The 24,297-nt window shown below is 55.7% G+C and carries 24 protein-coding genes; 9 read left to right on the plus strand and 15 right to left on the minus strand.

The window, feature by feature from the left end:
- Positions 1–8 precede the first annotated feature (8 nt).
- The 3 genes from sdhA to sdhC are packed head-to-tail and all read right to left on the minus strand — an operon-like array spanning position 9 to position 2,520.
- On the minus strand, positions 9–1,775 hold the full coding sequence (gene sdhA, locus NNO04_RS04235) for a succinate dehydrogenase flavoprotein subunit (protein WP_271443621.1): 1,767 nt from the start codon (positions 1,773–1,775) through the stop codon (positions 9–11).
- Positions 1,775–2,122, minus strand: a complete 348-nt coding sequence (gene sdhD, locus NNO04_RS04240) for a succinate dehydrogenase membrane anchor subunit (protein ID WP_271443622.1) — start codon at positions 2,120–2,122, stop codon at positions 1,775–1,777. Before sdhD ends, sdhA begins: the two co-directional genes overlap by 1 nt.
- A complete protein-coding gene (sdhC, locus tag NNO04_RS04245; protein WP_162382505.1) occupies positions 2,116–2,520 on the minus strand; it encodes a succinate dehydrogenase cytochrome b556 subunit in 405 nt (134 codons plus the stop codon). The genes sdhD and sdhC overlap by 7 nt, the downstream gene beginning before the upstream one ends.
- 379 nt (positions 2,521–2,899) lie before the next feature.
- On the opposite strand from sdhC, the gene NNO04_RS22860 reads away from it, so the two are divergent.
- From NNO04_RS22860 to NNO04_RS04255, 3 genes are all read left to right on the plus strand, one after another.
- Positions 2,900–2,959 (plus strand): hypothetical protein, encoded by a 60-nt coding sequence (locus tag NNO04_RS22860; RefSeq protein ID WP_442870729.1) that lies wholly within the window; start codon positions 2,900–2,902, stop codon positions 2,957–2,959.
- Between the two features lie 255 nt (positions 2,960–3,214).
- The gene (locus NNO04_RS04250) at positions 3,215–4,498 is read left to right on the plus strand and encodes a citrate synthase (protein ID WP_271443623.1); all 1,284 of its coding nucleotides are present in this window, start codon (positions 3,215–3,217) and stop codon (positions 4,496–4,498) included.
- A gap of 151 nt (positions 4,499–4,649) precedes the next feature.
- A complete protein-coding gene (locus NNO04_RS04255) occupies positions 4,650–5,699 on the plus strand; it encodes an AbrB family transcriptional regulator (protein WP_271443624.1) in 1,050 nt (349 codons plus the stop codon).
- 9 nt (positions 5,700–5,708) lie between these two features.
- On the opposite strand, the gene NNO04_RS04260 is transcribed toward NNO04_RS04255, so the two are convergent.
- The 12 genes from NNO04_RS04260 to NNO04_RS04315 all read right to left on the minus strand — a co-directional run bounded on the left by NNO04_RS04260 (position 5,709) and on the right by NNO04_RS04315 (position 16,172).
- A complete protein-coding gene (locus NNO04_RS04260; RefSeq protein ID WP_271443625.1) occupies positions 5,709–6,593 on the minus strand; it encodes a hypothetical protein in 885 nt (294 codons plus the stop codon).
- Between the two features lie 52 nt (positions 6,594–6,645).
- Positions 6,646–7,437, minus strand: a complete 792-nt coding sequence (gene nei / locus NNO04_RS04265) for an endonuclease VIII (protein WP_271443626.1) — start codon at positions 7,435–7,437, stop codon at positions 6,646–6,648.
- Between the two features lie 13 nt (positions 7,438–7,450).
- Positions 7,451–8,095, minus strand: coding sequence for a pyroglutamyl-peptidase I (gene pcp, locus NNO04_RS04270; RefSeq protein WP_271443627.1), 645 nt, complete (start codon positions 8,093–8,095; stop codon positions 7,451–7,453).
- 15 nt (positions 8,096–8,110) lie between these two features.
- A complete protein-coding gene (locus NNO04_RS04275; protein ID WP_271443628.1) occupies positions 8,111–9,106 on the minus strand; it encodes a DUF979 domain-containing protein in 996 nt (331 codons plus the stop codon).
- The gene (locus NNO04_RS04280; RefSeq protein ID WP_271443629.1) at positions 9,103–9,831 is read right to left on the minus strand and encodes a DUF969 domain-containing protein; all 729 of its coding nucleotides are present in this window, start codon (positions 9,829–9,831) and stop codon (positions 9,103–9,105) included. Before NNO04_RS04280 ends, NNO04_RS04275 begins: the two co-directional genes overlap by 4 nt.
- 60 nt (positions 9,832–9,891) lie before the next feature.
- Complete coding sequence (pxpA, locus tag NNO04_RS04285) at positions 9,892–10,626, minus strand: 5-oxoprolinase subunit PxpA (protein WP_271443700.1); 735 nt, start codon at positions 10,624–10,626, stop codon at positions 9,892–9,894.
- A complete protein-coding gene (pxpC, locus tag NNO04_RS04290) occupies positions 10,616–11,548 on the minus strand; it encodes a 5-oxoprolinase subunit PxpC (RefSeq protein WP_271443630.1) in 933 nt (310 codons plus the stop codon). The genes pxpA and pxpC overlap by 11 nt, the downstream gene beginning before the upstream one ends.
- Positions 11,542–12,198, minus strand: coding sequence for a 5-oxoprolinase subunit PxpB (gene pxpB / locus NNO04_RS04295; protein ID WP_271443631.1), 657 nt, complete (start codon positions 12,196–12,198; stop codon positions 11,542–11,544). Before pxpB ends, pxpC begins: the two co-directional genes overlap by 7 nt.
- A gap of 21 nt (positions 12,199–12,219) precedes the next feature.
- Positions 12,220–12,963, minus strand: coding sequence for a radiation resistance protein YbgI (ybgI, locus tag NNO04_RS04300; RefSeq protein ID WP_271443701.1), 744 nt, complete (start codon positions 12,961–12,963; stop codon positions 12,220–12,222).
- A 256-nt stretch (positions 12,964–13,219) separates the two neighbouring features.
- Entirely contained in the window at positions 13,220–14,644 is a 1,425-nt protein-coding gene (gene phrB / locus NNO04_RS04305) for a deoxyribodipyrimidine photo-lyase (protein WP_271443632.1), read from the minus strand.
- A gap of 24 nt (positions 14,645–14,668) precedes the next feature.
- Positions 14,669–15,625: a YbgA family protein gene (locus tag NNO04_RS04310; protein ID WP_271443633.1), complete on the minus strand. Its 957-nt coding sequence runs from the start codon at positions 15,623–15,625 to the stop codon at positions 14,669–14,671.
- A 340-nt stretch (positions 15,626–15,965) separates the two neighbouring features.
- Positions 15,966–16,172 carry a YbfA family protein gene (locus NNO04_RS04315; RefSeq protein ID WP_135322654.1) on the minus strand — a complete coding sequence of 69 codons (207 nt, stop codon included), beginning with the start codon at positions 16,170–16,172 and terminating at the stop codon, positions 15,966–15,968.
- Between the two features lie 311 nt (positions 16,173–16,483).
- Here NNO04_RS04315 and kdpF point away from each other — a divergent pair, with 311 nt between their 5' ends.
- From kdpF to kdpE, 6 genes are read left to right on the plus strand one after another with little or no spacing between them, the layout of a single operon-like run.
- Entirely contained in the window at positions 16,484–16,573 is a 90-nt protein-coding gene (gene kdpF / locus NNO04_RS04320; RefSeq protein ID WP_162382540.1) for a K(+)-transporting ATPase subunit F, read from the plus strand.
- Entirely contained in the window at positions 16,573–18,252 is a 1,680-nt protein-coding gene (gene kdpA, locus NNO04_RS04325) for a potassium-transporting ATPase subunit KdpA (protein WP_271443634.1), read from the plus strand. Before kdpF ends, kdpA begins: the two co-directional genes overlap by 1 nt.
- 20 nt (positions 18,253–18,272) lie before the next feature.
- Positions 18,273–20,321: a potassium-transporting ATPase subunit KdpB gene (gene kdpB, locus NNO04_RS04330; protein WP_271443635.1), complete on the plus strand. Its 2,049-nt coding sequence runs from the start codon at positions 18,273–18,275 to the stop codon at positions 20,319–20,321.
- A gap of 8 nt (positions 20,322–20,329) precedes the next feature.
- Positions 20,330–20,905 (plus strand): potassium-transporting ATPase subunit KdpC, encoded by a 576-nt coding sequence (kdpC, locus tag NNO04_RS04335; RefSeq protein WP_271443636.1) that lies wholly within the window; start codon positions 20,330–20,332, stop codon positions 20,903–20,905.
- Positions 20,906–20,910: 5 nt separating this feature from the next.
- A complete protein-coding gene (gene kdpD, locus NNO04_RS04340; protein WP_271443637.1) occupies positions 20,911–23,595 on the plus strand; it encodes a two-component system sensor histidine kinase KdpD in 2,685 nt (894 codons plus the stop codon).
- Positions 23,592–24,269, plus strand: coding sequence for a two-component system response regulator KdpE (gene kdpE / locus NNO04_RS04345; protein ID WP_271443638.1), 678 nt, complete (start codon positions 23,592–23,594; stop codon positions 24,267–24,269). The genes kdpD and kdpE overlap by 4 nt, the downstream gene beginning before the upstream one ends.
- The last annotated feature ends 28 nt before the right edge of the window (positions 24,270–24,297 follow it).

A 24,297-nucleotide genomic window follows, 5' to 3' on the forward strand; every position in this document is an offset into this window, starting at 1 on the left:
TCTCCGCATTAATAAGTACGAATCTTCGGCGGGAATGCCGGGCGCAGTTTCGGTTCCATATTGACCTGACGTCGCGTCATGGATTCCGTCTCTGGCAGATACAGGGAATGGCACAGCCAGTTTTCATCATCACGTTCCGGGAAGTCGAAGCGGCTATGTGCGCCACGGCTTTCAGTACGGAAGTTGGCGGATACTGCGGTTGCGTAAGCGGTTTCCATCAGGTTATCCAGCTCCAGACATTCAACGCGCTGGGTATTGAACTCGCTGGAGGTGTCATCCAGGCGCGCGTTTTTCAGACGCTCGCGGATCGCTTTCAACTGCTCAAGCCCTTTCGCCATCGCATCACCTTCACGGAAAACCGAGAAGTTATGTTGCATACATTCCTGCAAGGCTTTACGGATAACCACCGGATCTTCGCCGTCACGGTTGCCGTTCCAACGGTTCAGACGTTCCAGAGAGGCATCAATTTCCGCTTCGGTCGCATCCCGCAGAGCACCCTGCTCGGCAATGGATTCCTGCAGATGCAGGCCAACCGCACGACCAAACACCACCAGGTCGAGCAGCGAGTTGCCGCCCAGACGGTTGGCACCGTGAACCGATACGCAGGCGATTTCGCCCACCGCAAACAGCCCAGGGATCACCACGTCTTCGCCCTGCTCGTTCACGGTCAGCGCCTGACCGGTCACTTTGGTCGGAATACCGCCCATCATGTAGTGGCAGGTTGGGATGACCGGAATCGGCTCTTTCACCGGGTCAACGTGTGCGAAGGTACGGGACAGCTCAAGAATACCCGGCAGACGGGATTCGAGAACTTCTTTACCCAGGTGATCCAGTTTCAGCTTCGCGTGTGGGCCCCACGGACCGTCGCAGCCGCGCCCTTCACGGATTTCGATCATGATGGAACGCGCCACCACGTCACGACCCGCCAGGTCTTTCGCATTCGGGGCATAACGCTCCATAAAGCGCTCGCCGTGTTTGTTCAGCAGATAACCGCCTTCACCACGGCAGCCTTCTGTTACCAGAACGCCCGCACCGGCGATACCGGTTGGGTGGAACTGCCACATTTCCATATCCTGCACCGGGACACCGGCACGCAGAGCCATACCGACGCCGTCACCGGTGTTGATATGCGCGTTAGTGGTGGACTGATAGATACGGCCTGCGCCGCCGGTCGCCAGCACGGTGGCGTTGGCTTTGAAGTAAACCACTTCACCGGTTTCGATACACAGCGCGGTACAACCGACCACTGCGCCATCGGCGTTTTTCACCAGATCCAGCGCATACCACTCAGAGAAAATAGTGGTGTGGTTTTTCAGGTTCTGCTGATACAGCGTGTGCAACAGCGCATGACCGGTACGGTCAGCCGCCGCTGCGGTACGTGCCGCCTGCTCGCCGCCGAAGTTTTTCGACTGGCCGCCAAACGGACGTTGATAAATAGTGCCATTATCGAGGCGAGAGAACGGCAGCCCCATATGGTCCAGCTCCAGAATCGCTTCCGGGCCGGTTTTACACATATATTCAATCGCGTCCTGGTCACCGATGTAGTCCGACCCTTTAACGGTGTCGTACATGTGCCATTCCCAGTTATCTTCATGGGTATTACCGAGCGCTACGGTGATACCACCCTGCGCAGACACGGTATGGGAACGGGTCGGGAAGACTTTAGACAGCAGCGCGCAGGTCTGGCCGCTTTGGGAAATTTGCAGCGCCGCGCGCATACCTGCGCCGCCTGCGCCAATCACTACAGCATCAAATTCTCTTACTGGCAGTTTCATTACACACCCCACACCACAACAAATCCATAAATGACGTAAACCACCAGCGCAACAACAATAACCAGTTGCAGCACAAGGCGCACAGCCAGCGGTTTAACGTAGTCGGTCAACACCTGCCACATGCCGATCCAGGCATGGATTAAGATGGAAAACAGGGCCAGCAGGGTGAAGACTTTGGTGAATGCCGATGAGAAGAAACCCGTCCAGGCTTCCCAGGTCAGCTCGCCGCTTGTGGCGAAGAAGCCCACCATGTAGATGATGTATAACGTCAGAACGATAGCGGTAGCACGGACCAGAATGAAGTCATGTACGCCGTTGCGTCCCAATGCGGAGGCGTTGCTTACCATACGAGGACTCCTGCGAGAAGTGAAAGCACGACAGTGATAACAAAAGAGATTTTGGCGGAGCGTTTACCCGCTTCGAATGTTTCTTCCAGATAGCCAAAATCCATCATCATGTGACGAACACCGACCACGACGTGATACGCCAGCGCGGTGAGAATGCCCCACATGATCAATTTAACAAAGAAGCTCCCCATGATGGCGGACGCCTGCTGGAATCCTTCAGGGGAAGAGAGGCTGGTACCCAATAACCACAACAGGATCCCGACCGCCACAAAGGTGATCACTCCGGAAACGCGATGGAGAATGGACGCTATCGCCGTGATTGGGAAGCGGATCGTTTGCAGATCCAAATTGACAGGTCTTTGTTTTTTCACATTTCTTATCATGAATAACGCCCACATGCTGTTCTTATTATTCCCTTTGGACTTCGGGCACAGAGAGGATCCTGTAGCCTGAAAGACGGCGGGATTTCCATACTCCGGTCTGCGTGCGGGTCAGACAGCGTCCTTTTCTATAACTGTGCGTCATGTAAAACACTGCTTCCAGATGCTAAATCGACACGTTACAACGCTGGGTGGCTCGGGATTGCAGGGTATTCCGGAGACCTGGCGGCAGTATAGGACGTTCACAAAATCATTACAATTAACCTACATATAGTTTGTCGGGTTTTATCCCGAACAGTGACATAGGTCACGATACAAACATTTATTTAATTTTTAATCATCTGATTTGACAATCATTAAACAAAGTTGTTACAAACGACACCAGAAAAAGCATATAATGCGTAAAAGTTATGGGGTCACTCTTTCACCTGACATTAAGTTATGTAACAGTGTATAGGTATTGACCGATTCCTTCAGGACAGTTATTAGTGATAAACAGGTTTAATAATTCGGATTGCTAAGTTCTTGATTTGCTGCTTATTCGCCATGAATTAACCGTTTTACCTGCAAGCGCCCATAGCTCTGTACCCAGGTCTTCCCCCCTCTTTCCAGAGCGGCGAGCCAAATAACAAACTGGTAACGGTTCATTGATGTACGAAGGCAAATGTGAGTTCCGGCAGTCTTAAGCAATAAGGCGCTAAGGAGACCGTAAATGGCTGATACAAAAGCAAAGCTCACCCTAAATGGTGATGCTGCTATTGAACTGGATGTGCTGAAGGGCACGCTAGGTCAAGACGTTATTGATATTCGTAGCCTTGGCTCAAAAGGTATGTTCACTTTTGATCCAGGTTTTACCTCTACCGCATCCTGCGAATCCAAAATTACGTTCATCGACGGTGATGAAGGTATTTTGCTGCATCGCGGCTTCCCGATCGATCAGTTGGCGACCGAGTCCAACTATCTGGAAGTGTGTTATATCCTGCTGTACGGCGAGAAGCCGACTCAGGAAGAGTACGACGAGTTCAGAACTACTGTTACCCGCCATACGATGATCCACGAGCAAATTACTCGCCTGTTCCACGCCTTCCGTCGCGATTCTCATCCGATGGCGGTCATGTGTGGGATCACCGGTGCGCTGGCGGCGTTTTATCACGACTCTCTGGACGTGAATAACCCGCGCCACCGTGAAATTGCTGCATTCCGTCTGCTGTCCAAAATGCCGACCATGGCAGCAATGTGTTACAAGTATTCTATCGGTCAACCGTTTGTTTACCCGCGCAACGACCTCTCCTATGCCGGTAACTTCCTGCGTATGATGTTCTCCACGCCGTGCGAAGAGTACGAAGTGAACCCGGTACTTGAGCGCGCAATGGACCGTATCCTGATCCTGCACGCCGACCACGAGCAAAACGCATCAACCTCCACTGTCCGTACCGCAGGCTCCTCAGGCGCGAACCCGTTCGCCTGTATTGCTGCGGGTATCGCCTCCCTGTGGGGACCGGCTCACGGTGGTGCGAACGAAGCGGCACTGAAGATGCTGGAAGAAATCAGCTCCGTTGAGCACATTCCGGAATTCGTGCGTCGCGCGAAAGACAAGAACGACTCTTTCCGCCTGATGGGCTTCGGTCACCGTGTTTACAAAAACTACGATCCACGTGCGACCGTAATGCGCGAAACCTGCCACGAAGTACTGAAAGAGCTGGGCACCAAAGATGACCTGCTGGAAGTGGCAATGGAGCTGGAGCACATCGCACTGAATGACCCGTACTTCATCGAGAAGAAACTCTACCCGAACGTAGACTTCTATTCCGGTATCATTCTGAAAGCGATGGGTATTCCGTCCTCCATGTTCACCGTCATCTTCGCGATGGCGCGTACCGTTGGCTGGATTGCGCACTGGAACGAAATGCACACCGACGGCATGAAGATCGCGCGTCCTCGTCAGCTGTACACCGGCTACGAAAAACGCGATTTCAAATCCGCGATCAAGCGTTAATTTTTACGCTCAGCAAAACGCGCCTGCGGGCGCGTTTTTTTATACCTTCACCGCCCTTTCCTCAAATTTTATTGATGGCTGATATTTTTTTCTCCCCCGGCCTTCTCTATGCTGTATCGATACATCTCACAAAAATACCAGGGAGCATGAAATGCCCGTTTTGCAGTGGAGTTCGTTATTTCTACTCTCTCTCCTGCTCTCGTTAGTTTTTCTCTTCTTCCATCTCCCGGCGGCTCTACTCCTCGGCCCGATGATCGCCGGCATTATATTCAGTCTGAAAGGTGTCACTCTCCGCCTTCACCGTTCTGCTTTTCTTGCCGCGCAGGCGATTCTTGGCTGCATGATTGCGCAAAACATGACCGGCTCGATACTGACCACCCTGGCGATAAACTGGCCGGTCGTGCTGGCAATCCTGTTGGTCACGCTGCTCTCCAGTGCGGCGGTCGGCTGGCTGTTGGTGCGCTACAGCGCACTACCGGGTAATACCGGCGCGTGGGGCTCATCCCCCGGCGGGGCGGCGGCGATGGTCGCAATGGCGCAGGACTACGGCGCAGATATTCGACTGGTAGCGTTTATGCAGTATCTGCGGGTACTGTTTGTGGCGGGTGCGGCAATCCTGGTGGCTCGCCTGATGCTCGGTGCCGACGCACAATCCCTGAATCAGACGCTGGTCTGGTTTCCGCCGCTCAACCTGAACCTGTTGACCACCCTGCTGCTTGCCGCTGTCGCAGGCGTTGCCGGGCGCGTGCTACGTATTCCTTCCGGTACGATGCTGTTGCCGATGCTGGTTGGCGCAGTGCTGCATTCAGGTGGGATCATTGAAATTGAATTGCCTGAATGGCTACTGGCGGCGGCTTACATGGCGATTGGCTGGCGTATTGGGCTGGGATTCGACAGGCAAGTCTTCTTTATGGCATTGCGCCCGCTACCGCAGATCCTGCTCTCTATTTTTGCTCTGATGGCGATTTGTGCGGTTATGGCCTGGGGGCTCGCCCACTATATGCAGATTGATTTTATGACCGCCTGGCTTGCCACCAGCCCTGGGGGACTGGATACGGTTGCGGTGATCGCCGCTGGCAGCAACGCCAACATGGCGCTGATCATGGCGATGCAGACCCTGAGGCTGTTTAGCATTTTGCTGACCGGGCCGGCCGTGGCACGCTTTATTTCAGCCCATGCGCCGAAACGGCCCTTGTCATAAAGAAACCGGTTAATCCGGGAATGCGGTCTCCGTTACGGTGGTTCCCGTCGTTGCCGACTCAAGTATAAATTCCGTCGTCCCGCCCGGAAAAAGCTGCGTAATGTGCAAAACGTTATCCCCTTGCCACTGATATTCCACGCGTTCGGTATCACCCAGTTTTTCAACGGCAAGGTCTTTACCCGGCGTCAACGTTGGCAGCAGACTTTCGCTATCTGACCGCGCTTTTCTGTGCGCCTCGTAGGCTTGTTTCATCGACATACCAGGGTAAAAACAGCGCGTCATTGCCCCATGTTCATAGACATATTCCATATCCCGCGGCCCTGACTCACACTTGCGGATATCCGGTTTTGCGGCCTGTGTATTGGCGCCGCGAGTGTAAGTGACGATTTTATCTTCATATAAAAAGGCCAGTTTGCTGCCAAAATCGAGTAACTCAACGCCCGCAACCGGACACTCTCCCTGGGGCGATGCTGTCTCCAGAATCGTCAACTCATCGGGAAGTTTCAGACCGACACTGGCAAACAGGGATGTGTAGAGTTCGACAGTGCTATTGCTGTGATAATACTTCACGGGCGTCTGAAAGTAGGGCTGCCAGGACAAACGACACGCAGTACCGAACATCATCTCACGCTCTTTGAAAGCGATCGGTTTGTCGGCAAAAGTCTGTTGGTAAAAGGAATCAGGGTGACCAGATTCCCCCATCAGCGATTCCCGGCTGACCGACTCATAGTGCCACTGAGTGCCATTAAGCCTTTGCACCAGCGCCTCAACCGGGGAGTTGATGGGTAACGCGCGGCCTTCCTGCGCGACAGGTTGGCTGTCGTTGGCAAACACGACGGGGATACCGCCAGAGATAAAAAGTAATGCAACACAATAAAAACGCCGAAAATCCATTTTCTCTCCTGCTCAATGCCTGAAAAGCGGTGCGCAAAGGTAACCTGTGGCGCTACCGTTGACAAGTCGGGCACCAGTAATAGGGTCGGGATGACTGCATCGTTTTTTCGATAATCCCACCGCAGCGTTCACAGGCTTCGCCATCGCGATGAAACACCTTAAAGCGAAACTGCGCGCCGTGGTGTGTATTCTCCTCCACCTGCCCACGCGTCGCATAGGAGAGACGCGGAATATCGAGTAACGCGTGAGATAACGCCACGCGCTGCGAATCACTGAGATCTTTCGCCTTATGCTGCCCGTTCAATCCCACCTGCCAGAGGATCTCCACCCGCAGATAGTTTCCCAGTCCGGCAAGAAACGCCTGATCCAGCAGAAGTCCGGACAACTGGCGATTGCGAAAACGTGGTGAAAGCAGCCTGGCTTCAACGGTCTGCGGCGTTAAACACGGATCCAGCACATCGGGTCCGACCCGTTGCAGAAACGGATGTGTGGTGAGTTGTTCGGGAGTCAGCATCTCGATATCGGATGCGCTATAAAGCAGGATGGTTTTATCGACCGTTTGTAACCTGACGCGCAGCACCCGCGAGGTCTGTGGAAGCGTTCCGGTATCGACCACCCGCCACACACCATAAAGCTGATTGTGGCTGTAGAGGGTGAGTCCTGAGGAGAAGTGGGTAAGCAACGCTTTTCCCCGCGTCTCCATCCGGGTGACGGTTTGCCCAATCAGCGGTGATTGATACGGTTTTAACCGATCAAAAGCAAACCAGACGTCCGTCAGCGGTTTGCCTTTGATTGCCGCCTCCAGACTATCCGCCGCACGGCGGATCTCCGGGCCTTCTGGCATGTTTTGTCCTTACTTAATGGGTTGCGCCGCCCGTGACGGCGATATCATTTTCTACCTGTAACGCTGTGGTAATGGCGATTTCCAGTGCCTGACGTACCGTTGCTGCGGCCATACTCGGCGCGCCGGGATGCGCCGCTGCCTGTTCTGGCAAATAAGGGATATGGATAAATCCCCCCTTCACCTCCGGCCTGGCGTTTAGTTTATGCAGCAGACCGTACATTACGTGGTTACAGACAAACGTCCCCGCCGTTTGCGACACCGAGGCCGGAACGCCCGCTTCGCGCATCGCCGCCACCATCGCTTTGATGGGCAGCGTACTAAACCAGGCCGCAGGTCCCTGCGCCTCTATCGGCTCATCAACCGGCTGCTTGCCACGGTTATCCGGGATACGGGCATCATCAACATTGATCGCCACCCGCTCGACCGTAATATCCGCACGTCCACCCGCCTGACCGACAGCCAGCACCAGCGAAGGTGACAGCGCATCAATGGCAGCGCTCAGTACCGTGAGCGATTCGCCAAACACGCACGGCAGTTGCCGCGCCACCACCCGGCATCCTGCGATGATAGCATTGTCGAGTCGCGAGACCACTTCCCAGGAAGGATTAATCGGCTCGCCGCCAAAGGGTTCAAATCCGGTGATTAATACCGTTTTCATGGATTGCGCCCCTCCTTACAGGAACATCAGGAAATACATCAGGAACACGTTGACCAACAGCAGCAGCACGCCGGTCGGCACCTGCGCTTTGATGACCGCGTTTTTATCCGGCAGCTCCAGCAGCGCAGCCGGTACGATGTTGAAGTTGGCCGCCATCGGCGTCATTAACGTTCCGCAATAGCCGGAGAACATGCCGATGGCCGCCATCACCGCCGGATTACCACCGTGTTGCAACACCAGAATCGGAATGCCAATGCCCGCCGTCACAATCGGGAAGGCAGCAAACGCGTTACCCATCACCATGGTCAGCAGCGCCATACCGATGGTGTAGACCGCGACAGCGACAAAGCGGCTGTCAACGGCAAGGTAGTGCTGAGTAAGATACGAAATCCCGCTGCCAACGCCCGCCGCCGTAAACAGTAATCCCAGCGTGGCGAGAATTTGCGGCAAAATGAAAGCCCAGCCAATAGAATCCAGCAGACGGCGCGCCTCCTGAATCGGCTGATGAACACTCTCGCGGGTCATTTTTATCGCCATCCCCAGACCGATCAATGTTCCTGCCGTCATCGAAAACAGCGTGACCAGCGTGGAGTGATTGCCGGGGCCAAACAGCGCATCCTGTAAGCCGGGGATATGGTTGAACATCAGTACGCCAATCACTGTCACCACCGGGATCGCCAGCGCCGGATAAAACAGACGGTTGCCCAGCCGGGTGGCGCTCTCCTCACGCTGCTCGCGGGTACGCTGGTGATAGCGGCCCAGTTTCACGCCGCCGAAACCGGCAATCAGCGCCATCAGTACCACCGCCACGCCAACAGCGATATGCACCGTACGTTTGTCGCCAACCAGCGAATATGTCCAGTCGCCCAATAAAAACAGCAGGCCATAAACGCCCCAGAACAATCCGGTCGTTAAACGGCGCGGATTGGCTTTATCCCGCCATGACATCACGGCGACCAGCAGCAACACCACACCGGCCAGCCAGTAGAGATAGCTTTGCTGAAAATTCATTGTGCTTCTCCTTTGCTGGCCGTAACGGTATTCACTTTCGCCATTTCTCGCTGCAGATAGTTGTCCAGCCGCCATAGCCTTGTTGCGTGGATCAGGAAAGCGCAGATCGCCGTCGGGATCCCCCACAGGGCAATGTGCAGCGGTTCAGTCTGGATCCCTCCCGACTCCAGCATAAAATTGTGCATGAAAATAATGGCGCCAAAGGCGACGAAAATGTCTTCGCCAAAGAACAGCCCAACGTTGTCGGTCGCCGCCGACATCGCCCGCAGGCGGTAACGCACCGCCCCGGGGAGCTCGCCGTAATTTTTTTCCGCCGCCCCTTCCGCCATCGGTGCCAGCAGCGGGCGCACCATTTGCGGGTGGCCGCCGAGGCTGGTCAGTCCCAGCGCAGCGGTCGCTTCACGAACAAACAGATAAACAATCAGCAGGCGTCCCGCCGTGGCGCTGTGGATTTTGGCAATCCACGCCTGGGCGCGTTCTTTCAACCCGTGGCGTTCCAGCAGACCAATAACGGCCAGCGGGATCAGCAAGATAAACGGCAGATTGCGGGTATTGAGGAAACCTTCCCCCAGTTTTTCAAGGATCGTGGCGATCGGCATATGCGCCGCCAGTCCGGTGACGATCCCGGCAACGATGACCACCAATACCGGGTTAAAGCGTAAGAGAAAACCCACCACAATGACGGCGATCCCCATCAGTGGCCAGAGTGCGACTGCATCTTCCATAATCCATTCCTGTCAGTTATGTTGCGTGTTATATTATTGTTTTATATAGATATTAATACTTTATGCGCCAACCTGAATAGCACAGGCGTTGAACGCGACGCGCAAGCGGCGGGCAAAAGCGAGTGCGTGCTCGCCATCACCGTGGAGACACACCGTTTGCGCCACCACCTTCGCCCACTCGCCGGTAATGCTTTTGACTCGCCCGGACTGCACCATCTCCAGGGTTTGCGCCAGAGACTGTTCTTCGTCTTCGATAAGCGCGCCGGGTTGGGTGCGTGGAACCAGACTGCCATCCGCCAGATAGCCTCGATCGGCGAATACCTCCTGGCGCGTCGTCAGGCCATAGTGTGCGCCCGCGCGGATCAATTCACTGCCGGCCAGTCCCACCAGAATCAACGTCGGATCGCAGGCATGCACCGCCCGGGCAATGGCATCTGCCAACAGCGCGTCTTTGGCCGCCTGGTTATACAACATGCCATGCGGTTTAACGTGACGCATCACGCCGCCTTCCGCCCGGGTCATGGCCGCCAGCGCGCCAATTTGATACAGCGTTTGCGCATACACCGTTTCCGGCGGTAGCGACATGGCGGTACGACCAAAGTTTTCCCGATCCGGAAAACTGGGGTGCGCGCCAATCGCCACACCATTTTTTAGCGCTTCACGTACGCTGACCAGCATGGTTGTCGCATCGCCCGCGTGAAATCCGCAGGCGATATTGGCCGAGGAGACCAGCGTGAGCAGTTCGCTGTCGCTGGCGCAGCCTTCACCTAAGTCGGCATTGAGGTCAATTTTCATCATTGAGTCGCCATGTGAGCTGTTCCAGGTAACGTTGCTGATCCCGGCGTGCTTTTAGCGCCTCCTCCAGCGAACACAGAACGAAATGAATCGGTTGCCCGAGGGGAATTTGCGCCAGATGGTACATATCGGCTTCAATAATGCAGGCGATCCGCGGATAGCCCCCCGTTGTCTGAGCATCATTCATCAGGACTATCGGCTGACCATTGTGCGGCACCTGCACGACGCCAGGCAGTAATCCGTGGGACACCAGTTCACGATCCGTGGTGCGAGTTAACGGCTGCCCCTGCAAACGATAGCCCATCCGGTTACTCTGCGGGCTGAGTTGCCAGGGCGAGCGCCAGAATGCCTCCTGCGAGGCGGCATCAAATTCATGATATTCCGGGCCAGGCAGCGCACGGATCCAGTTCCCCCACAGCAATTGCTTAACCCCCTGCGGACCGCTGAATTGCCGTGCAGGTTTTCCTGTCGCCAGATGATCCCCGTCTTTTAACAGTCGACCTTCCAGACCACCGATCCCCACTTTCAGATCGGTACTGCATGAACCCATCACCGGTGGAACGTCAATCCCGCCCGCGATAGCCAGATAGCTGCGCATCCCGTGTTCCGGTCGTTTCAGCGTCAGACGCTGTCCGGCCTTCATCGGCAGCCGCCAGCCTGTCCAGATGGGTTTGTCGTCCAGTCGCGCTTCGCAGCTTGCGCCGGTCAGGGCAAACCAGCCATCCGCCATAAACTCCACCACCAGCTGACCCAGCGTCACTTCCAGCGCTGCGGCATTGGCATCATTGCCCACCAGCAGATTGGCGATTTGCAAGGCGGGTTTATCCAGTGCGCCACAATGGCTGATCCCGGACTGACGAAAACCATGACGCCCGCCATCCTGCACGGAGGTGTACAGACCCGCACGAATAATCTTCAGCATACGCCCTCCTTCTGCGGAACAAATCGCACGCTATCTCCGGGACGCAGCAAAATAGGTTCATCCTGCAAAGGGTCAAACAGTTTTAGCGAGGTATGACCGATCAACTGCCAGCCGCCTGGCGTCGGCAAGGGGTAAATCCCCGTTTGCGCGCCGCCAATGCCAACGGAACCTGCCGGAACAAGCAGACGCGGCTCAGCGCGTCGCGGGGTGTGTAATTGTTCTGGTAAATTTCCAAGATAGGGAAAACCTGGCTGAAAACCTAAAAACCAGACCACGTACTCAACGGATGAATGCAGTTCAACCACCTGTTTCTCACTCAGGCCGCTGTGTCGGGCCACCTCGGCCAGATCCGGCCCTCCCGCGCCGCCGTAAGTCACCGGAATCTCAATAAAACGTGAGTCAGGCTCCAGCGCCTCACTCTCTTCCCACCAGCGCTGCAGGCGCTCGATGGCATCCAGCGCCAGCGTTTGCGGCTCATGCAGGATAACCGTGATATTGTTCATTCCGGGAATGGCTTCCGCCACATTTGGCAAGTCGACCAGACGCTGTGTCAGCCGCCAGATACGTTTTTGCGTGGCCAGAGTGACCGGCGGCTCAAGTTCGAGTACCACCGCCGTTTCTCCCAACAGATAACAACGCGCTCGTTGCACTTTCGTCCCTCTTATTGTTGCTTATGCCGGATTGGGAATGTCGATAAAGGTGACGTCCAGATCGGTGTTTTCATTGAGCCATTCGCTTAACGCACGAATACCGCCACGCTCGGTCGCGTGATGTCCGGCGGCATAAAAATGCAGTCCCTGCTCACGCGCGGAATGAATCGTCTGTTCAGACACTTCGCCAGTAATAAATGCATCGACGCCAAAACGGGCTGCGCTGTCGATAAAGCTTTGACCGCCACCGGTACACCACGCCACACGCTGAACAGTTTCCGGCCCGGTATCCCCACACCATAATGGTTTACGTCCCAGTCGCGCTTCAATCCATGATGCCAGCTCCAGCCCCGGAACCGGCATCGTCAGTTCGCCCCACGGTACTAACGGCTCAATTTCACCGATCACGGTGATCCCGAGCAACGCCGCAAGTTGTGCGTTATTGCCCAGTTCAGGATGGGCATCCAGCGGCAGGTGCCAGCCGTAGAGGTTAATATCATGGGTCAACAGTGTTTTCAGGCGGTTACGCTTCATGCCACGAATTACCGGTGATTCCCCTTTCCAGAAGTAACCATGATGAACGATAACCGCATCAGCCTGCAGGCGGACGGCTTCGTCGAGCAGCGCCTGGCTTGCCGTTACACCGGTCACGATTTTTTGTACCGTCGTTTTCCCTTCTACCTGCAATCCATTTGGCGCGTAATCACTGATGGCTGCACTGTTTAGCTTGTCGTTGATCAGATGTTCCAGTTCAGTGTTTTTCATCATTGTTCCCTTCTTATGTAGTCATTACGTTAAAATAGCGTTCTCCCGCCAGTTCGTCGATAGCCATTTCCTTGACGTAATGAGAAACATTAGCGCCATTTTAAGACGGAATTTGCTTATCCCCGCCCGCCCCGCTTCAGGTGGATTTATGCAGCCAGACAACATCTTGCAAAAATAATCAGATCTGTCCCGATGTAACGCTCTGGCAGACGTCATTACCGACCAGATCGCACAAGTTGCGTTAGACGGCCCTCTTCTACGCACCGCCCTTTCGCGCCGCATCATACGCCGCAAGCGTGTCTAATCGCGCCTGTTTGTGATCCACTATCGGGCGCGGGTAATCCAGCGTAACGCCTTCTTTCAACGCCCATTCCCAGGGCGTGTGGATGGCCTTTCCGGGCACGGTGCGCAATTCCGGCAGCCACCGGCGAATAAAATCGCCGTCACGGTCAAACTTTTCGCCCTGGGTCGTTGGGTTAAAAATGCGAAAATACGGCGCGGCGTCAGTGCCGGTCGAGGCGGCCCACTGCCAGCCGCCATTGTTAGCGGCGAGATCGCCATCAATAAGCCGCGACATGAAATACCGCTCTCCTTCCCGCCAGTCGATCAGCAGGTCTTTCACTAAAAAGCTGGCGGTAATCATCCGTAAACGATTGTGCATCCATCCTGTAGTATTGAGCTGGCGCATCGCGGCATCGACGATGGGATAGCCCGTTTTCCCTTCCTGCCACGCCTGAAAATGCGCAGCGTTACGGTTCCACTGCACGCGATCGGTCCAGTGAATGAACGGACGGTGTTGACACAACCTCGGATAAAACGCTACCAAATGCCGGTAAAATTCCCGCCAGATCAGTTCATTCAGCCAGACGCTACCCGCCCCGCCGTCAACAGCCTCGGGCTGCTCTGCCAGTAAGCGATGCAGGCACTGTCGCGGCGAAAGCCCTCCGGTCGCCAGGCTCGCGGATAACCGACTGGTCCCTTCAATAGCGGGAAAGTCGCGCAACTGTTCATACTGGCCCGCCGTCTGCTGGCAAAACTGACGCAATTGCGCGATGGCCGCCTTTTCCCCGGCAGGGAATAACGTCGGATCAAAATCCTGTTGCGGTATAGTCAATGCCAACGGCGTTACATCGCCCGACATCGCCCCACCGTCACGGAGTCCTGGCGCCGCTACACACGCAGGCATCTCCTCTTTGAGTCGCTTTAGCCAGGCGTTTTTAAAGGGGGTGAACACTTTGTACATGTCGTGATTGCCGGTCATCACCGCGCCGGGCGGTAATATCACGCTGTCGTCAAATCCTTCACAGACAACATGGCTTAGCGCGCGCTCTACCGCAGCATCACGCTGACGTTCGTTCACTTCATATTGATAGTTGTAAAACAGATGGCTGACGTTGTGCTGCTGGCATATCTCAGCCACCACACCGACGCTGGCTGCGAAATCATCCACTTCACGAAACAGCAGCGGGATGCCTTTCTCCGCCAGCGCGGTTTGCAACGCGTTGAGCTGGGCATTCACCAGCGCCGCCTGACGTGGGGACATGTCATGCGCCGCCCACTGCGCCGGGGTAGAAATGAACAACGCCAGCACCTGCGCCGAACGATTCCGGCAGGCAGCGGCTAAAGCAAGATTATCATGCAGACGTAAATCGCGACGAAACCAGACCAGATGGGTGGTCATAACACTCCTGAATCAGTAATACGTTTAGCTTCCGTAGCGCAAACGCAGGGCCTCAGGCCAGGGTTCAAAGTAACGTTGCCCACAAAGGTAGGCATCCGGATACTCCGCCATATAGTGTTTGAGTAACGTGATCGGCGCAAGCAGCGGTTGCGTCGCAAGGCGATACCCCTCGATAAGCGCAGTCAGCTCCTGTCTTTGACGGGCATTCAATTGCTTACGGAAATATCCCTGAACATGCATCAGAACATTGGTGTGATTACGCCGGGTGGCGGGGTGCGAGAGCAGCTTCATCAGTCGCAGGCGATACTCGGTGAAATAAATGTCCAGATCCGGCCAGTCGTGGATAGCCGCCACAAAACGCCCCAGTTCCCGATATTCTGGCTGTGAATGCGCCAGCAGCAACAGTTTGTAGCGGCTGTGATAGCCCAACAATGCTGCCCGGGTCAGTCCCTGTTGACGAATTTCATTCAGTTCATGCAACGCATAGATGCGTTCGACAAAGTTTTCACGAAGTTGCGGATCGTGCAGCCGCCCGTCCTCTTCCACCGGCAGCCACGGAAAGGTTTCCATTAAAATCGAGGTGTAGATCCCGCGTCCGGCCTTACGGTTGTTTTTACCGTCAGCATCGTAGACACGTACGCGCTCCATCCCGCAACTGGGCGATTTGGCGCAAACAATGTATCCGCACAAATGTTCGAATCCAGCTATACGCGTATGGCTGAACGTGGTCATGGCATCGGTCAGGTTCCCTTCCCGCCGATCGCTAAAGCGTAGCGCGAAGGTGCCCCCGTCATCTTTCACCAGACGCAATGCGGGTCTGGGTACCGGCAGGCCGATCGCCATTTCCGGGCAAACCGCTTCAAAACGTACCCAGGGAGACAACGTTTCAACGGCAAATGCCAGTCGTTTATGTCCGCCATCAAAGCGAACCGCGTCGCCTAATAAACAGGCGCTGATGCCGACAGGGATTTTCTCACTCATCACAGCTCCTTTTTCGTTACTGAGATAAGTGTAGACATAAGGACAGTCACAGTGCGGGGGTAATGCGGGTCAATTAAGGAATGAGGGAGAACCTTTTGCTCTGGTGGTCAGGTGTGAGGAGAGTCCGACCGAAAATTGCCGACGTGTTTCCGTAAGGCCGGGGGAACCCGCAGGGAGGCGGCGGTGAGCCTCCCTTGCACGTTCACAGGTATAGTGATTGCAGAGAGGCTATGGACATAAGGTGAACGTCACCTTTCACCAGAGTGACAGATTCTCCCTCATTCCTTAATCGATTGTCACCGCCACATTACTGTTGAGCGCCTTTTCAGGCGACGATCAATTAATAGAAATCGCAGGTGGCTTTTTCAGCCTGATCCATCCACACCGGCTTATCGCTGGTTTTCGACCAGACGCGGTGCAGATAGCTATAAAAACGGGCGCGGTCTTTCCAGAACAACATCACTGGCAGCGCCAGTACACCCGCCACAACGGCAAAAGTACGGCGTAAAAAGACAATGTGTGCAGGATATTCTTTATAGAGTTCCATACTTTTCTCCCCTTTATCTGGCCGGTGAAACGCACCGGAAAAATGAACTTGATTAACTGATGAAAATAGTATCGCTTTTCGTGTAATTTTACTACTCATCCGACCACTTATTTTTAGCTATTTAAGCTTTATTTACATTCACTCCTGTAATTAAGTTACGAGAAAGTTAAATTAAAACTAACCATTAGTTAAATAATGGTCTTTTCTATTTTTATACTTTTTTTATACCCGCCCCCCGGATTTTTGCGAAATCTTTGCAACCAAAATCCTACCCTCTGGATATCAAAACAAAATGCCACGGGAGGTGCTCTGTGAGTACAGGCGTGATAATCGGCATCGGGCTGGTTTTCTTGTTATTGGTTTATCTGGTGTATGCCTTGATTAATGCGGAGGCATTCTGATGGCCGCTTCAGGATTTTTACTCATTGCCAGCTTTTTACTGGTGCTGTTTGTGGTCGCCAGACCTTTAGGGTCTGGACTGGCCAGGCTTATCAACAATACGCCGCTACCGGGCGTAGGCGGTGTCGAACGTCTGCTCTGGCGGAGTCTGGGAATCCCGGCTGAAGAGATGAACTGGCAGCGCTATTTGCTGGCTCTCCTCATGCTGAATTTACTGGGCCTGGTGGTGTTGTTTTTCATGTTGATCGGGCAAAACCTGCTGCCATTCAACCCGCAGCAACTGCCGGGCCTCTCCTGGCATCTGGCGCTGAATACGGCGGTCAGTTTTGTCACCAATACCAACTGGCAGTCTTACAGCGGGGAGACCACCCTAAGCTACTTCAGTCAGATGGTCGGCCTTACGGTACAGAACTTCCTCTCCGCTGCGACCGGTATTGCGGTGATCTTCGCGCTGATCCGCGCCTTTATGCGCCAGAACATCAGCACGCTGGGCAATGCGTGGGTGGATCTTATCCGCATCACATTGTGGATACTGCTACCCATTTCACTGCTCATTGCGCTGTTTTTTGTTCAGCAAGGCGCACTGCAAAACCTCTCCGCCGGGCAGCCTTTTGTCACGCTTGAAGGGGCAAAACAGATCTTGCCGATGGGGCCGGTTGCATCGCAGGAAGCGATAAAAGTGCTCGGCACCAACGGAGGCGGGTTCTTCAATGCCAACTCATCGCATCCGTTTGAGAACCCTACGGCACTGACCAACATGGTACAAATGCTGGCGATCTTTTTGATCCCTACCGCGCTGTGCTTTGCGTTTGGCGACGCCGTGGGCGATCGCCGACAGGGACGCACCCTGCTGTGGGCGATGTCGTTGATTTTTGTGGTCTGTGTGGCGGTGGTGATGTGGGCGGAAGTCCAGGGCAATCCCCATCTGTTGTCGCTGGGCGCTGACAGCAGCCTCAACATGGAAGGCAAAGAGAGTCGCTTTGGGGTCCTGGCCAGCAGTCTGTATGCCGTGGTGACGACAGCGGCATCCTGCGGCGCGGTCGTTGCCATGCACGACTCCTTCACCGCACTGGGCGGTATGGTGCCGATGTGGCTGATGCAAATTGGCGAAGTGGTCTTCGGCGGCGTTGGGTCTGGTCTCTACGGCATGCTGCTGTTTGTGCTGCTGGCGGTGTTTATCGCCGGGCTGATGATTGGCCGTACACCGGAGTATTTGGGTAAGAAAATCGACGTGCGCGAAATGAAAATGACCGCGCTGGCGATTCTGGTCACGCCCGCGCTGGTCTTGCTCGGTACTGCACTCGCCATGATGACGGACGCCGGACGCAGCGGCATGCTCAACCCGGGTCCGCACGGTTTCAGCGAGGTGCTGTACGCCATCTCGTCCGCCGCAAACAATAACGGTAGCGCCTTCGCAGGCCTGAGCGCCAACTCCCCTTTCTGGAACTGCCTGCTGGCGTTCTGCATGTTTGTTGGCCGGTTCGGCGTCATTATTCCGGTGATGGCGATTGCCGGGTCGCTGGTGAATAAAAAAATCCAGCCCGCCAGTCCCGGCACATTACCCACGCACGGCGCGTTATTTGTTGGGCTGTTGATCGGTACGGTGTTGCTGGTCGGTGCGTTGACCTTTATTCCTGCCCTGGCGCTTGGTCCGGTGGCAGAACACCTCTCTTTACGTTGAGCGATGTGGAGCACATTGTTATGAGTCGTAAACAACTGGCGCTGTTCGAACCCTCCCTGGTCGCTCAGGCGCTTCTCGATGCCGTGAAAAAGTTAAATCCGCACGCACAATGGCGCAACCCGGTGATGTTCATCGTCTGGATTGGCAGTCTGCTGACCACCCTGATAACGGCGGCCATCGCAACCGGACATATGCCGGGCAATCCTCTGTTTACGGGTGCCATCAGCCTGTGGCTGTGGGTGACGGTGCTGTTCGCCAATTTCGCCGAGGCGCTGGCAGAAGGACGCAGCAAAGCCCAGGCCAATAGCCTGAAAGGCGTCAAAAAAACCGCGTTTGCCCGCAAACTGCGCGAGCCGAAATATGGCGCAAAAATGGATCACGTCCCGGCGGACGAACTGCGTAAAGGCGACATTGTGCTGGTGGAAGCAGGCGATATTATCCCCTGCGATGGTGAGGTTATCGAAGGCGGCGCGTCGGTGGACGAAAGCGCCATTACAGGGGAGTCAGCGCCGGTGATCCGTGAATCTGGCGGCGATTTCGCCTCCGTGACCGGCGGGACACGTATTCTTTCCGACTGGCTGGTTATCGAATGTAGCGTCAACCCCGGCGAGACGTTCCTCGACCGGATGATCGCGATGGTGGAAGGCGCCCAGCGGCGCAAAACGCCCAACGAAATTGCGCTCACCATCCTGCTGATTGCCCTGACCATCGTCTTTTTACTGGCGACGGCGACCCTGTGGCCCTTTACCGCCTGGGGGGGAAACGCCGTCAGCGTAACGGTACTGGTTGCCCTGCTGGTGTGCCTGATCCCCACCACCATCGGTGGGCTGCTTTCGGCAATCGGGGTGGCGGGGATGAGCCGTATGCTGGGGGCGAACGTGATTGCCACCAGCGGTCGTGCAGTGGAAGCCGCCGGTGACGTGGATGTCTTACTGCTGGATAAAACCGGCACCATTACCCTCGGCAACCGTCAGGCTTCCGATTTTCTGCCTGCCCAGGGCGTAGATGAAAAAACGCTGGCCGATGCCGCGCAGCTTTCTTCTCTGGCGGATGAAACGCCGGAAGGCCGCAGTATCGTCATCCTCGCCAAACAGCGATTTAATCTGCGCGTTCGTGACGTTCAGTCATTGCATGCCACCTTTGTGCCGTTTACCGCCCAAAGCCGCATGAGCGGGATCAATATTGATAACCGGATGATCCGTAAAGGGTCGGTGGACGCTATTCGTCGCCACGTTGAAGCCAACGGCGGTCATTTTCCTGCCGATGTCGAACAAAAAGTGGATAACGTCGCCCGCCAGGGCGCCACGCCGCTGGTGGTTGTCGAAGGTTCCCGCGTGCTCGGCGTGATTGCGCTGAAAGATATCGTCAAAGGGGGAATAAAAGAACGCTTCGCCCAACTGCGCAAGATGGGTATCAAAACAGTGATGATCACCGGTGATAACCGTCTGACAGCGGCGGCGATCGCGGCGGAGGCCGGTGTTGATGACTTTCTCGCAGAAGCCACGCCGGAAGCGAAACTGGCGCTGATCCGCCAGTATCAGGCGGAAGGTCGTCTGGTGGCGATGACCGGAGATGGCACCAACGATGCCCCAGCGCTGGCCCAGGCCGACGTCGCGGTGGCAATGAACTCCGGGACTCAGGCGGCGAAAGAAGCTGGCAACATGGTGGATCTGGACTCTAACCCCACCAAACTGATTGAAGTGGTCCACATTGGTAAACAGATGCTGATGACGCGCGGTTCGCTGACGACGTTCAGTATCGCCAATGACGTGGCGAAGTATTTCGCGATTATTCCGGCGGCTTTTGCAACGACCTATCCGCAGTTGAATGCCCTGAACGTGATGCACCTGCATTCGCCGGATTCCGCGATCCTCAGTGCAGTCATTTTTAACGCGCTGGTCATTGTGTTTCTGATCCCACTGGCGCTGAAAGGCGTGAGCTACAAGCCGTTATCCGCCTCAGCCATGCTACGCCGCAACTTGTGGATTTATGGTCTGGGCGGTCTGGTTGTGCCATTTATCGGTATCAAGGTGATTGATTTACTGCTGACCCTGCTGGGTCTGGTGTGAGGTTTCTGATGGCTGGATTTCGTCCTGCAATATCCACGTTACTGTTTCTGACGGTTATCACTGGCGGCGTTTATCCGTTGCTGACGACCACCCTGAGCCAATGGTGGTTCCCTGATCAGGCCAACGGTTCGCTCATTCGCGATGGCAACAGCGTGCGCGGTTCCGCGCTGATAGGTCAGGCATTTACCGGCGCAGGTTATTTTCAGGGGCGTCCGTCCGCTACGGCTGAAATGCCCTATAATCCAATGGCTTCGGGTGGCAGTAATCTGGCTGTCAGCAATCCTGAACTGGATAAACAACTGCAGAGCCGCATTGCCGCATTGCGCGCGGCCAACCCACAGGCCAGCCCAACGGTACCGGTGGAACTGGTGACCGCCTCCGCCAGCGGCCTGGACAACAATCTGACGCCCGCCGCGGTGGCCTGGCAAATCCCGCGCGTCGCGAAAGCGCGTCAGCGTCCCGTTGAAGAGGTGGCGCAGCTGGTTGCAAAATATACGCAAAAACCGCTGGCGAGTTTTATCGGACAGCCGGTGGTAAACATTGTTGAACTCAACCTGGCGCTGGATGCGTCACAGGGGCACTAAGCGACATGAACGACGAACCCTTGCGTCCTGACCCGGATCGCCTGCTGGAGCAGACCAGCGCCCCCCACCGGGGAAAGCTGAAAATATTCTTCGGTGCCTGCGCGGGCGTCGGCAAAACATGGGCGATGCTGGCAGAAGCGCAGCGGCTACGGGCGCAAGGGCTGGATATACTTATCGGCGTGGTGGAAACCCACGGGCGCAAAGAGACCGCTGCGCTGCTGGAGGGACTCGCCATCCTCCCGCTCAAACGCCATGCGCATCGTGGACGGCATATCAGTGAATTTGATCTCGATGCCGCCCTTGCTCGCCGTCCGGCGCTGATACTGATGGATGAACTGGCGCACAGCAACGCGCCAGGCTCACGTCATCCCCGTCGCTGGCAGGATATTGAAGAACTGCTGGAAGCGGGGATCGACGTTTTTACCACCGTGAACGTCCAGCATCTGGAAAGTCTGAACGACGTCGTCAGCGGTGTAACGGGGATTCACGTCCGTGAAACCGTCCCCGATCCGTTTTTTGATGCTGCCGATGAAGTGGTGTTGGTCGACCTGCCTCCTGACGATCTTCGCCAGCGCCTCAACGAAGGCAAAGTTTATATCGCCGGTCAGGCAGAACGGGCGATCGAGCATTTCTTTCGCAAAGGGAATCTGATTGCCCTGCGTGAGCTGGCGCTACGCCGTACCGCCGATCGGGTAGACGATCAGATGCGCGCATGGCGCGACCGTCAGGGGGAAGAAAAGGTCTGGCATACCCGCGATGCCATCCTGCTGTGTATCGGACATAATACCGGCAGCGAAAAGCTGGTACGTGCGGCGGCCCGGCTGGCCTCGCGGCTTGGGAGCATCTGGCATGCGGTGTATGTGGAAACGCCCGCGCTGCACCGGTTACCAGAAAAACAACGACGGGCGATCCTCAGTGCGCTGCGACTGGCCCAGGAGCTGGGCGCTGAAACCGCCACGCTTTCCGACCCTGCGGAAGAGAAAGCCATCGTGCGCTATGCCAGAGAACATAATCTCGGCAAAATCGTTATGGGGCGCCCCACCACACGCCGCTGGTGGCGTAGCGATTCCTTTGCCGAGCGGCTGGCAAAACGCGCGCCGGATCTCGATCAGGTCATTGTTGCGCTGGATGAGCCGCCCGCCCGCACACTGACGCACGCCCCCGACACCCGCGCCTTTAAAGACAAATGGCGGGTACAAATCCAGGGCTGCATCGTCGCTGCCGCACTTTGTGCCTTCACCACCCTTATCGCCATGCAGTGGCTGATGACTTTTGACGCCGCGAACCTGGTGATGCTGTATCTGCTGGGCGTGGTGGTGATCGCCCTCTTTTACGGTCGCTGGCCGTCAGTGGTGGCGACCGTAATTAACGTTGTCAGTTTCGACCTCTTTTTTATTGCTCCCCGTGGCACCCTCGCCGTCTCAGACGTACAGTATCTGCTGACCTTTGCCGTGATGTTAACGGTCGGTTTGGTGATTGGGAATCTGACGGCCGGGGTACGTTATCAGGCCCGCGTCGCCCGCTACCGGGAACAACGCACCCGCCATCTTTACGAAATGTCGAAAGCGCTGGCGGTTGGGCGTAGCAGACTGGATATCGCGACCACCAGCGAGCAGTTTATCGCCTCCACATTTCAGGCGCGCAGCCAGCTTTTACTGCCCGATGAAAACGGCAAGTTGAGGCCCCTGACGCAGCAACAGGGACTCACGCCCTGGGATGATGCCATCGCCCAGTGGAGCTTTGATAAAGGTCAGCCTGCCGGTGCGGGTACGGACACGTTGCCCGGCGTGCCGTATCAGATCCTGCCCTTAAAAAGCGCCGATAAAACGCATGGTCTGGTGGTTGTCGAACCGGATAATCTTCGCCAGTTGATGATCCCAGAACAGCAACGACTGTTGGAAACATTTACCCTGCTGGTCGCCAGCGCCCTTGAACGTCTGATGCTCACGACCAGTGAAGAACTGGCCCGGCTCGCCAGCGAGCGCGAAAGCCTGCGTAATGCCCTGCTCGCCGCGCTTTCTCACGATTTACGCACGCCGCTGACCGTGCTGTTTGGTCAGGCGGAAATCCTGACCCTCGATCTGGCGAGCGAAGGATCACCGCATGCCCGTCAGGCCAACGAGATCCGCCAACATGTGCTCAACACCACGCGGCTGGTCAATAATCTGCTGGATATGGCGCGCATTCAGTCTGGTGGGTTTAATCTTAAGAAGGAGTGGCTGACGCTGGAAGAGGTGGTTGGCAGCGCCCTGCAAATGCTGGAGCCGGGATTAGCGCATCCGATCAATCTTTCGCTGCCGGAGCCGCTAACGCTCATTCACGTCGACGGCCCGCTGTTTGAACGTGTGCTGATCAATTTGCTGGAAAATGCGGTTAAATACGCCGGCGCACAGGCAACGATCGGCATTGATGCCCACATTGAGGAAAATCACCTGACTCTGGATGTATGGGACAACGGCGCTGGCATCCCGCAAGGGCAAGAGCACAGCATCTTTGATAAGTTCGCCCGGGGAAATAAAGAGTCTGCGGTACCGGGCGTTGGGCTGGGTCTGGCGATTTGCCAGGCGATTGTCGAGGTGCACGGCGGTACTATCGCTGCGCATAATCGACCGCAGGGCGGTGCCTGTTTCCGTGTTACACTGCCACAAGAATCTCCCCCTGAACTTGAAGATTTTCATGAGGATATGTGACAAACGTTTTGATTGTTGAAGATGAACAGGCCATTCGTCGTTTTCTGCGTACCGCGCTGGAAGGCGACGGACTGCGTGTCTATGAAGCCGATACGCTGCAGCGCGGTTTACTGGAAGCCGCGACGCGAAAGCCCGACCTGATCATTCTCGATCTTGGTTTACCGGATGGCGACGGTATTGATTTTATTCGCGATCTGCGCCAGTGGAGCGTTATCCCCGTTATCGTGCTTTCTGCCCGCAGTGAAGAGAGCGACAAAATCGCCGCGCTGGATGCCGGTGCCGATGACTATCTGAGTAAGCCCTTTGGTATTGGCGAACTGCAGGCGCGTTTACGTGTCGCTTTACGCCGCCATTCCGCCAGCCCTTCTCCCGAGCCGGTCGTCTGTTTTTCCGACGTGAAGGTGGATCTGACCGCAAGACTTGTGCATCGCGGCGAAGAAGAGATCCATCTGACGCCGATTGAATTTCGCCTGCTGGCGGTGATGTTGAATAACGCGGGCAAAGTATTAACCCAACGCCAGTTGTTGAATCAGGTGTGGGGGCCGAATGCCGTCGAACACAGCCACTATCTGCGCATTTATATGGGACATTTACGGCAGAAGCTGGAACAGGATCCCGCCCGCCCCCGCCACTTTATTACCGAGACAGGAATCGGTTACCGGTTTATGCCATAAAAAAGGAGCCATACGAGGCTCCTTTCTT

This window comes from Citrobacter sp. Awk 4 (assembly GCF_028069725.1).
In the GTDB taxonomy this organism is placed as follows: domain Bacteria; phylum Pseudomonadota; class Gammaproteobacteria; order Enterobacterales; family Enterobacteriaceae; genus Citrobacter_D.

Excerpts from the sequence above, each read along its gene's own strand:
- sdhA (WP_271443621.1), bottom strand. The coding sequence starts at position 1,775 with ATGAAACTGCCAGTAAGAGAATTTGATGCTGTAGTGATTGGCGCAGGC.
- sdhD (WP_271443622.1), bottom strand. The coding sequence starts at position 2,122 with ATGGTAAGCAACGCCTCCGCATTGGGACGCAACGGCGTACATGACTTC.
- sdhC (WP_162382505.1), bottom strand. The coding sequence starts at position 2,520 with ATGTGGGCGTTATTCATGATAAGAAATGTGAAAAAACAAAGACCTGTC.
- NNO04_RS04250 (WP_271443623.1), top strand. The coding sequence starts at position 3,215 with ATGGCTGATACAAAAGCAAAGCTCACCCTAAATGGTGATGCTGCTATT.
- NNO04_RS04255 (WP_271443624.1), top strand. The coding sequence starts at position 4,650 with ATGCCCGTTTTGCAGTGGAGTTCGTTATTTCTACTCTCTCTCCTGCTC.
- NNO04_RS04260 (WP_271443625.1), bottom strand. The coding sequence starts at position 6,593 with ATGGATTTTCGGCGTTTTTATTGTGTTGCATTACTTTTTATCTCTGGC.
- nei (WP_271443626.1), bottom strand. The coding sequence starts at position 7,437 with ATGCCAGAAGGCCCGGAGATCCGCCGTGCGGCGGATAGTCTGGAGGCG.
- pcp (WP_271443627.1), bottom strand. The coding sequence starts at position 8,095 with ATGAAAACGGTATTAATCACCGGATTTGAACCCTTTGGCGGCGAGCCG.
- NNO04_RS04275 (WP_271443628.1), bottom strand. The coding sequence starts at position 9,106 with ATGAATTTTCAGCAAAGCTATCTCTACTGGCTGGCCGGTGTGGTGTTG.
- NNO04_RS04280 (WP_271443629.1), bottom strand. The coding sequence starts at position 9,831 with ATGGAAGATGCAGTCGCACTCTGGCCACTGATGGGGATCGCCGTCATT.
- pxpA (WP_271443700.1), bottom strand. The coding sequence starts at position 10,626 with ATGAAAATTGACCTCAATGCCGACTTAGGTGAAGGCTGCGCCAGCGAC.
- pxpC (WP_271443630.1), bottom strand. The coding sequence starts at position 11,548 with ATGCTGAAGATTATTCGTGCGGGTCTGTACACCTCCGTGCAGGATGGC.
- ybgI (WP_271443701.1), bottom strand. The coding sequence starts at position 12,963 with ATGAAAAACACTGAACTGGAACATCTGATCAACGACAAGCTAAACAGT.
- phrB (WP_271443632.1), bottom strand. The coding sequence starts at position 14,644 with ATGACCACCCATCTGGTCTGGTTTCGTCGCGATTTACGTCTGCATGAT.
- NNO04_RS04310 (WP_271443633.1), bottom strand. The coding sequence starts at position 15,625 with ATGAGTGAGAAAATCCCTGTCGGCATCAGCGCCTGTTTATTAGGCGAC.
- NNO04_RS04315 (WP_135322654.1), bottom strand. The coding sequence starts at position 16,172 with ATGGAACTCTATAAAGAATATCCTGCACACATTGTCTTTTTACGCCGT.
- kdpA (WP_271443634.1), top strand. The coding sequence starts at position 16,573 with ATGGCCGCTTCAGGATTTTTACTCATTGCCAGCTTTTTACTGGTGCTG.
- kdpB (WP_271443635.1), top strand. The coding sequence starts at position 18,273 with ATGAGTCGTAAACAACTGGCGCTGTTCGAACCCTCCCTGGTCGCTCAG.
- kdpC (WP_271443636.1), top strand. The coding sequence starts at position 20,330 with ATGGCTGGATTTCGTCCTGCAATATCCACGTTACTGTTTCTGACGGTT.
- kdpD (WP_271443637.1), top strand. The coding sequence starts at position 20,911 with ATGAACGACGAACCCTTGCGTCCTGACCCGGATCGCCTGCTGGAGCAG.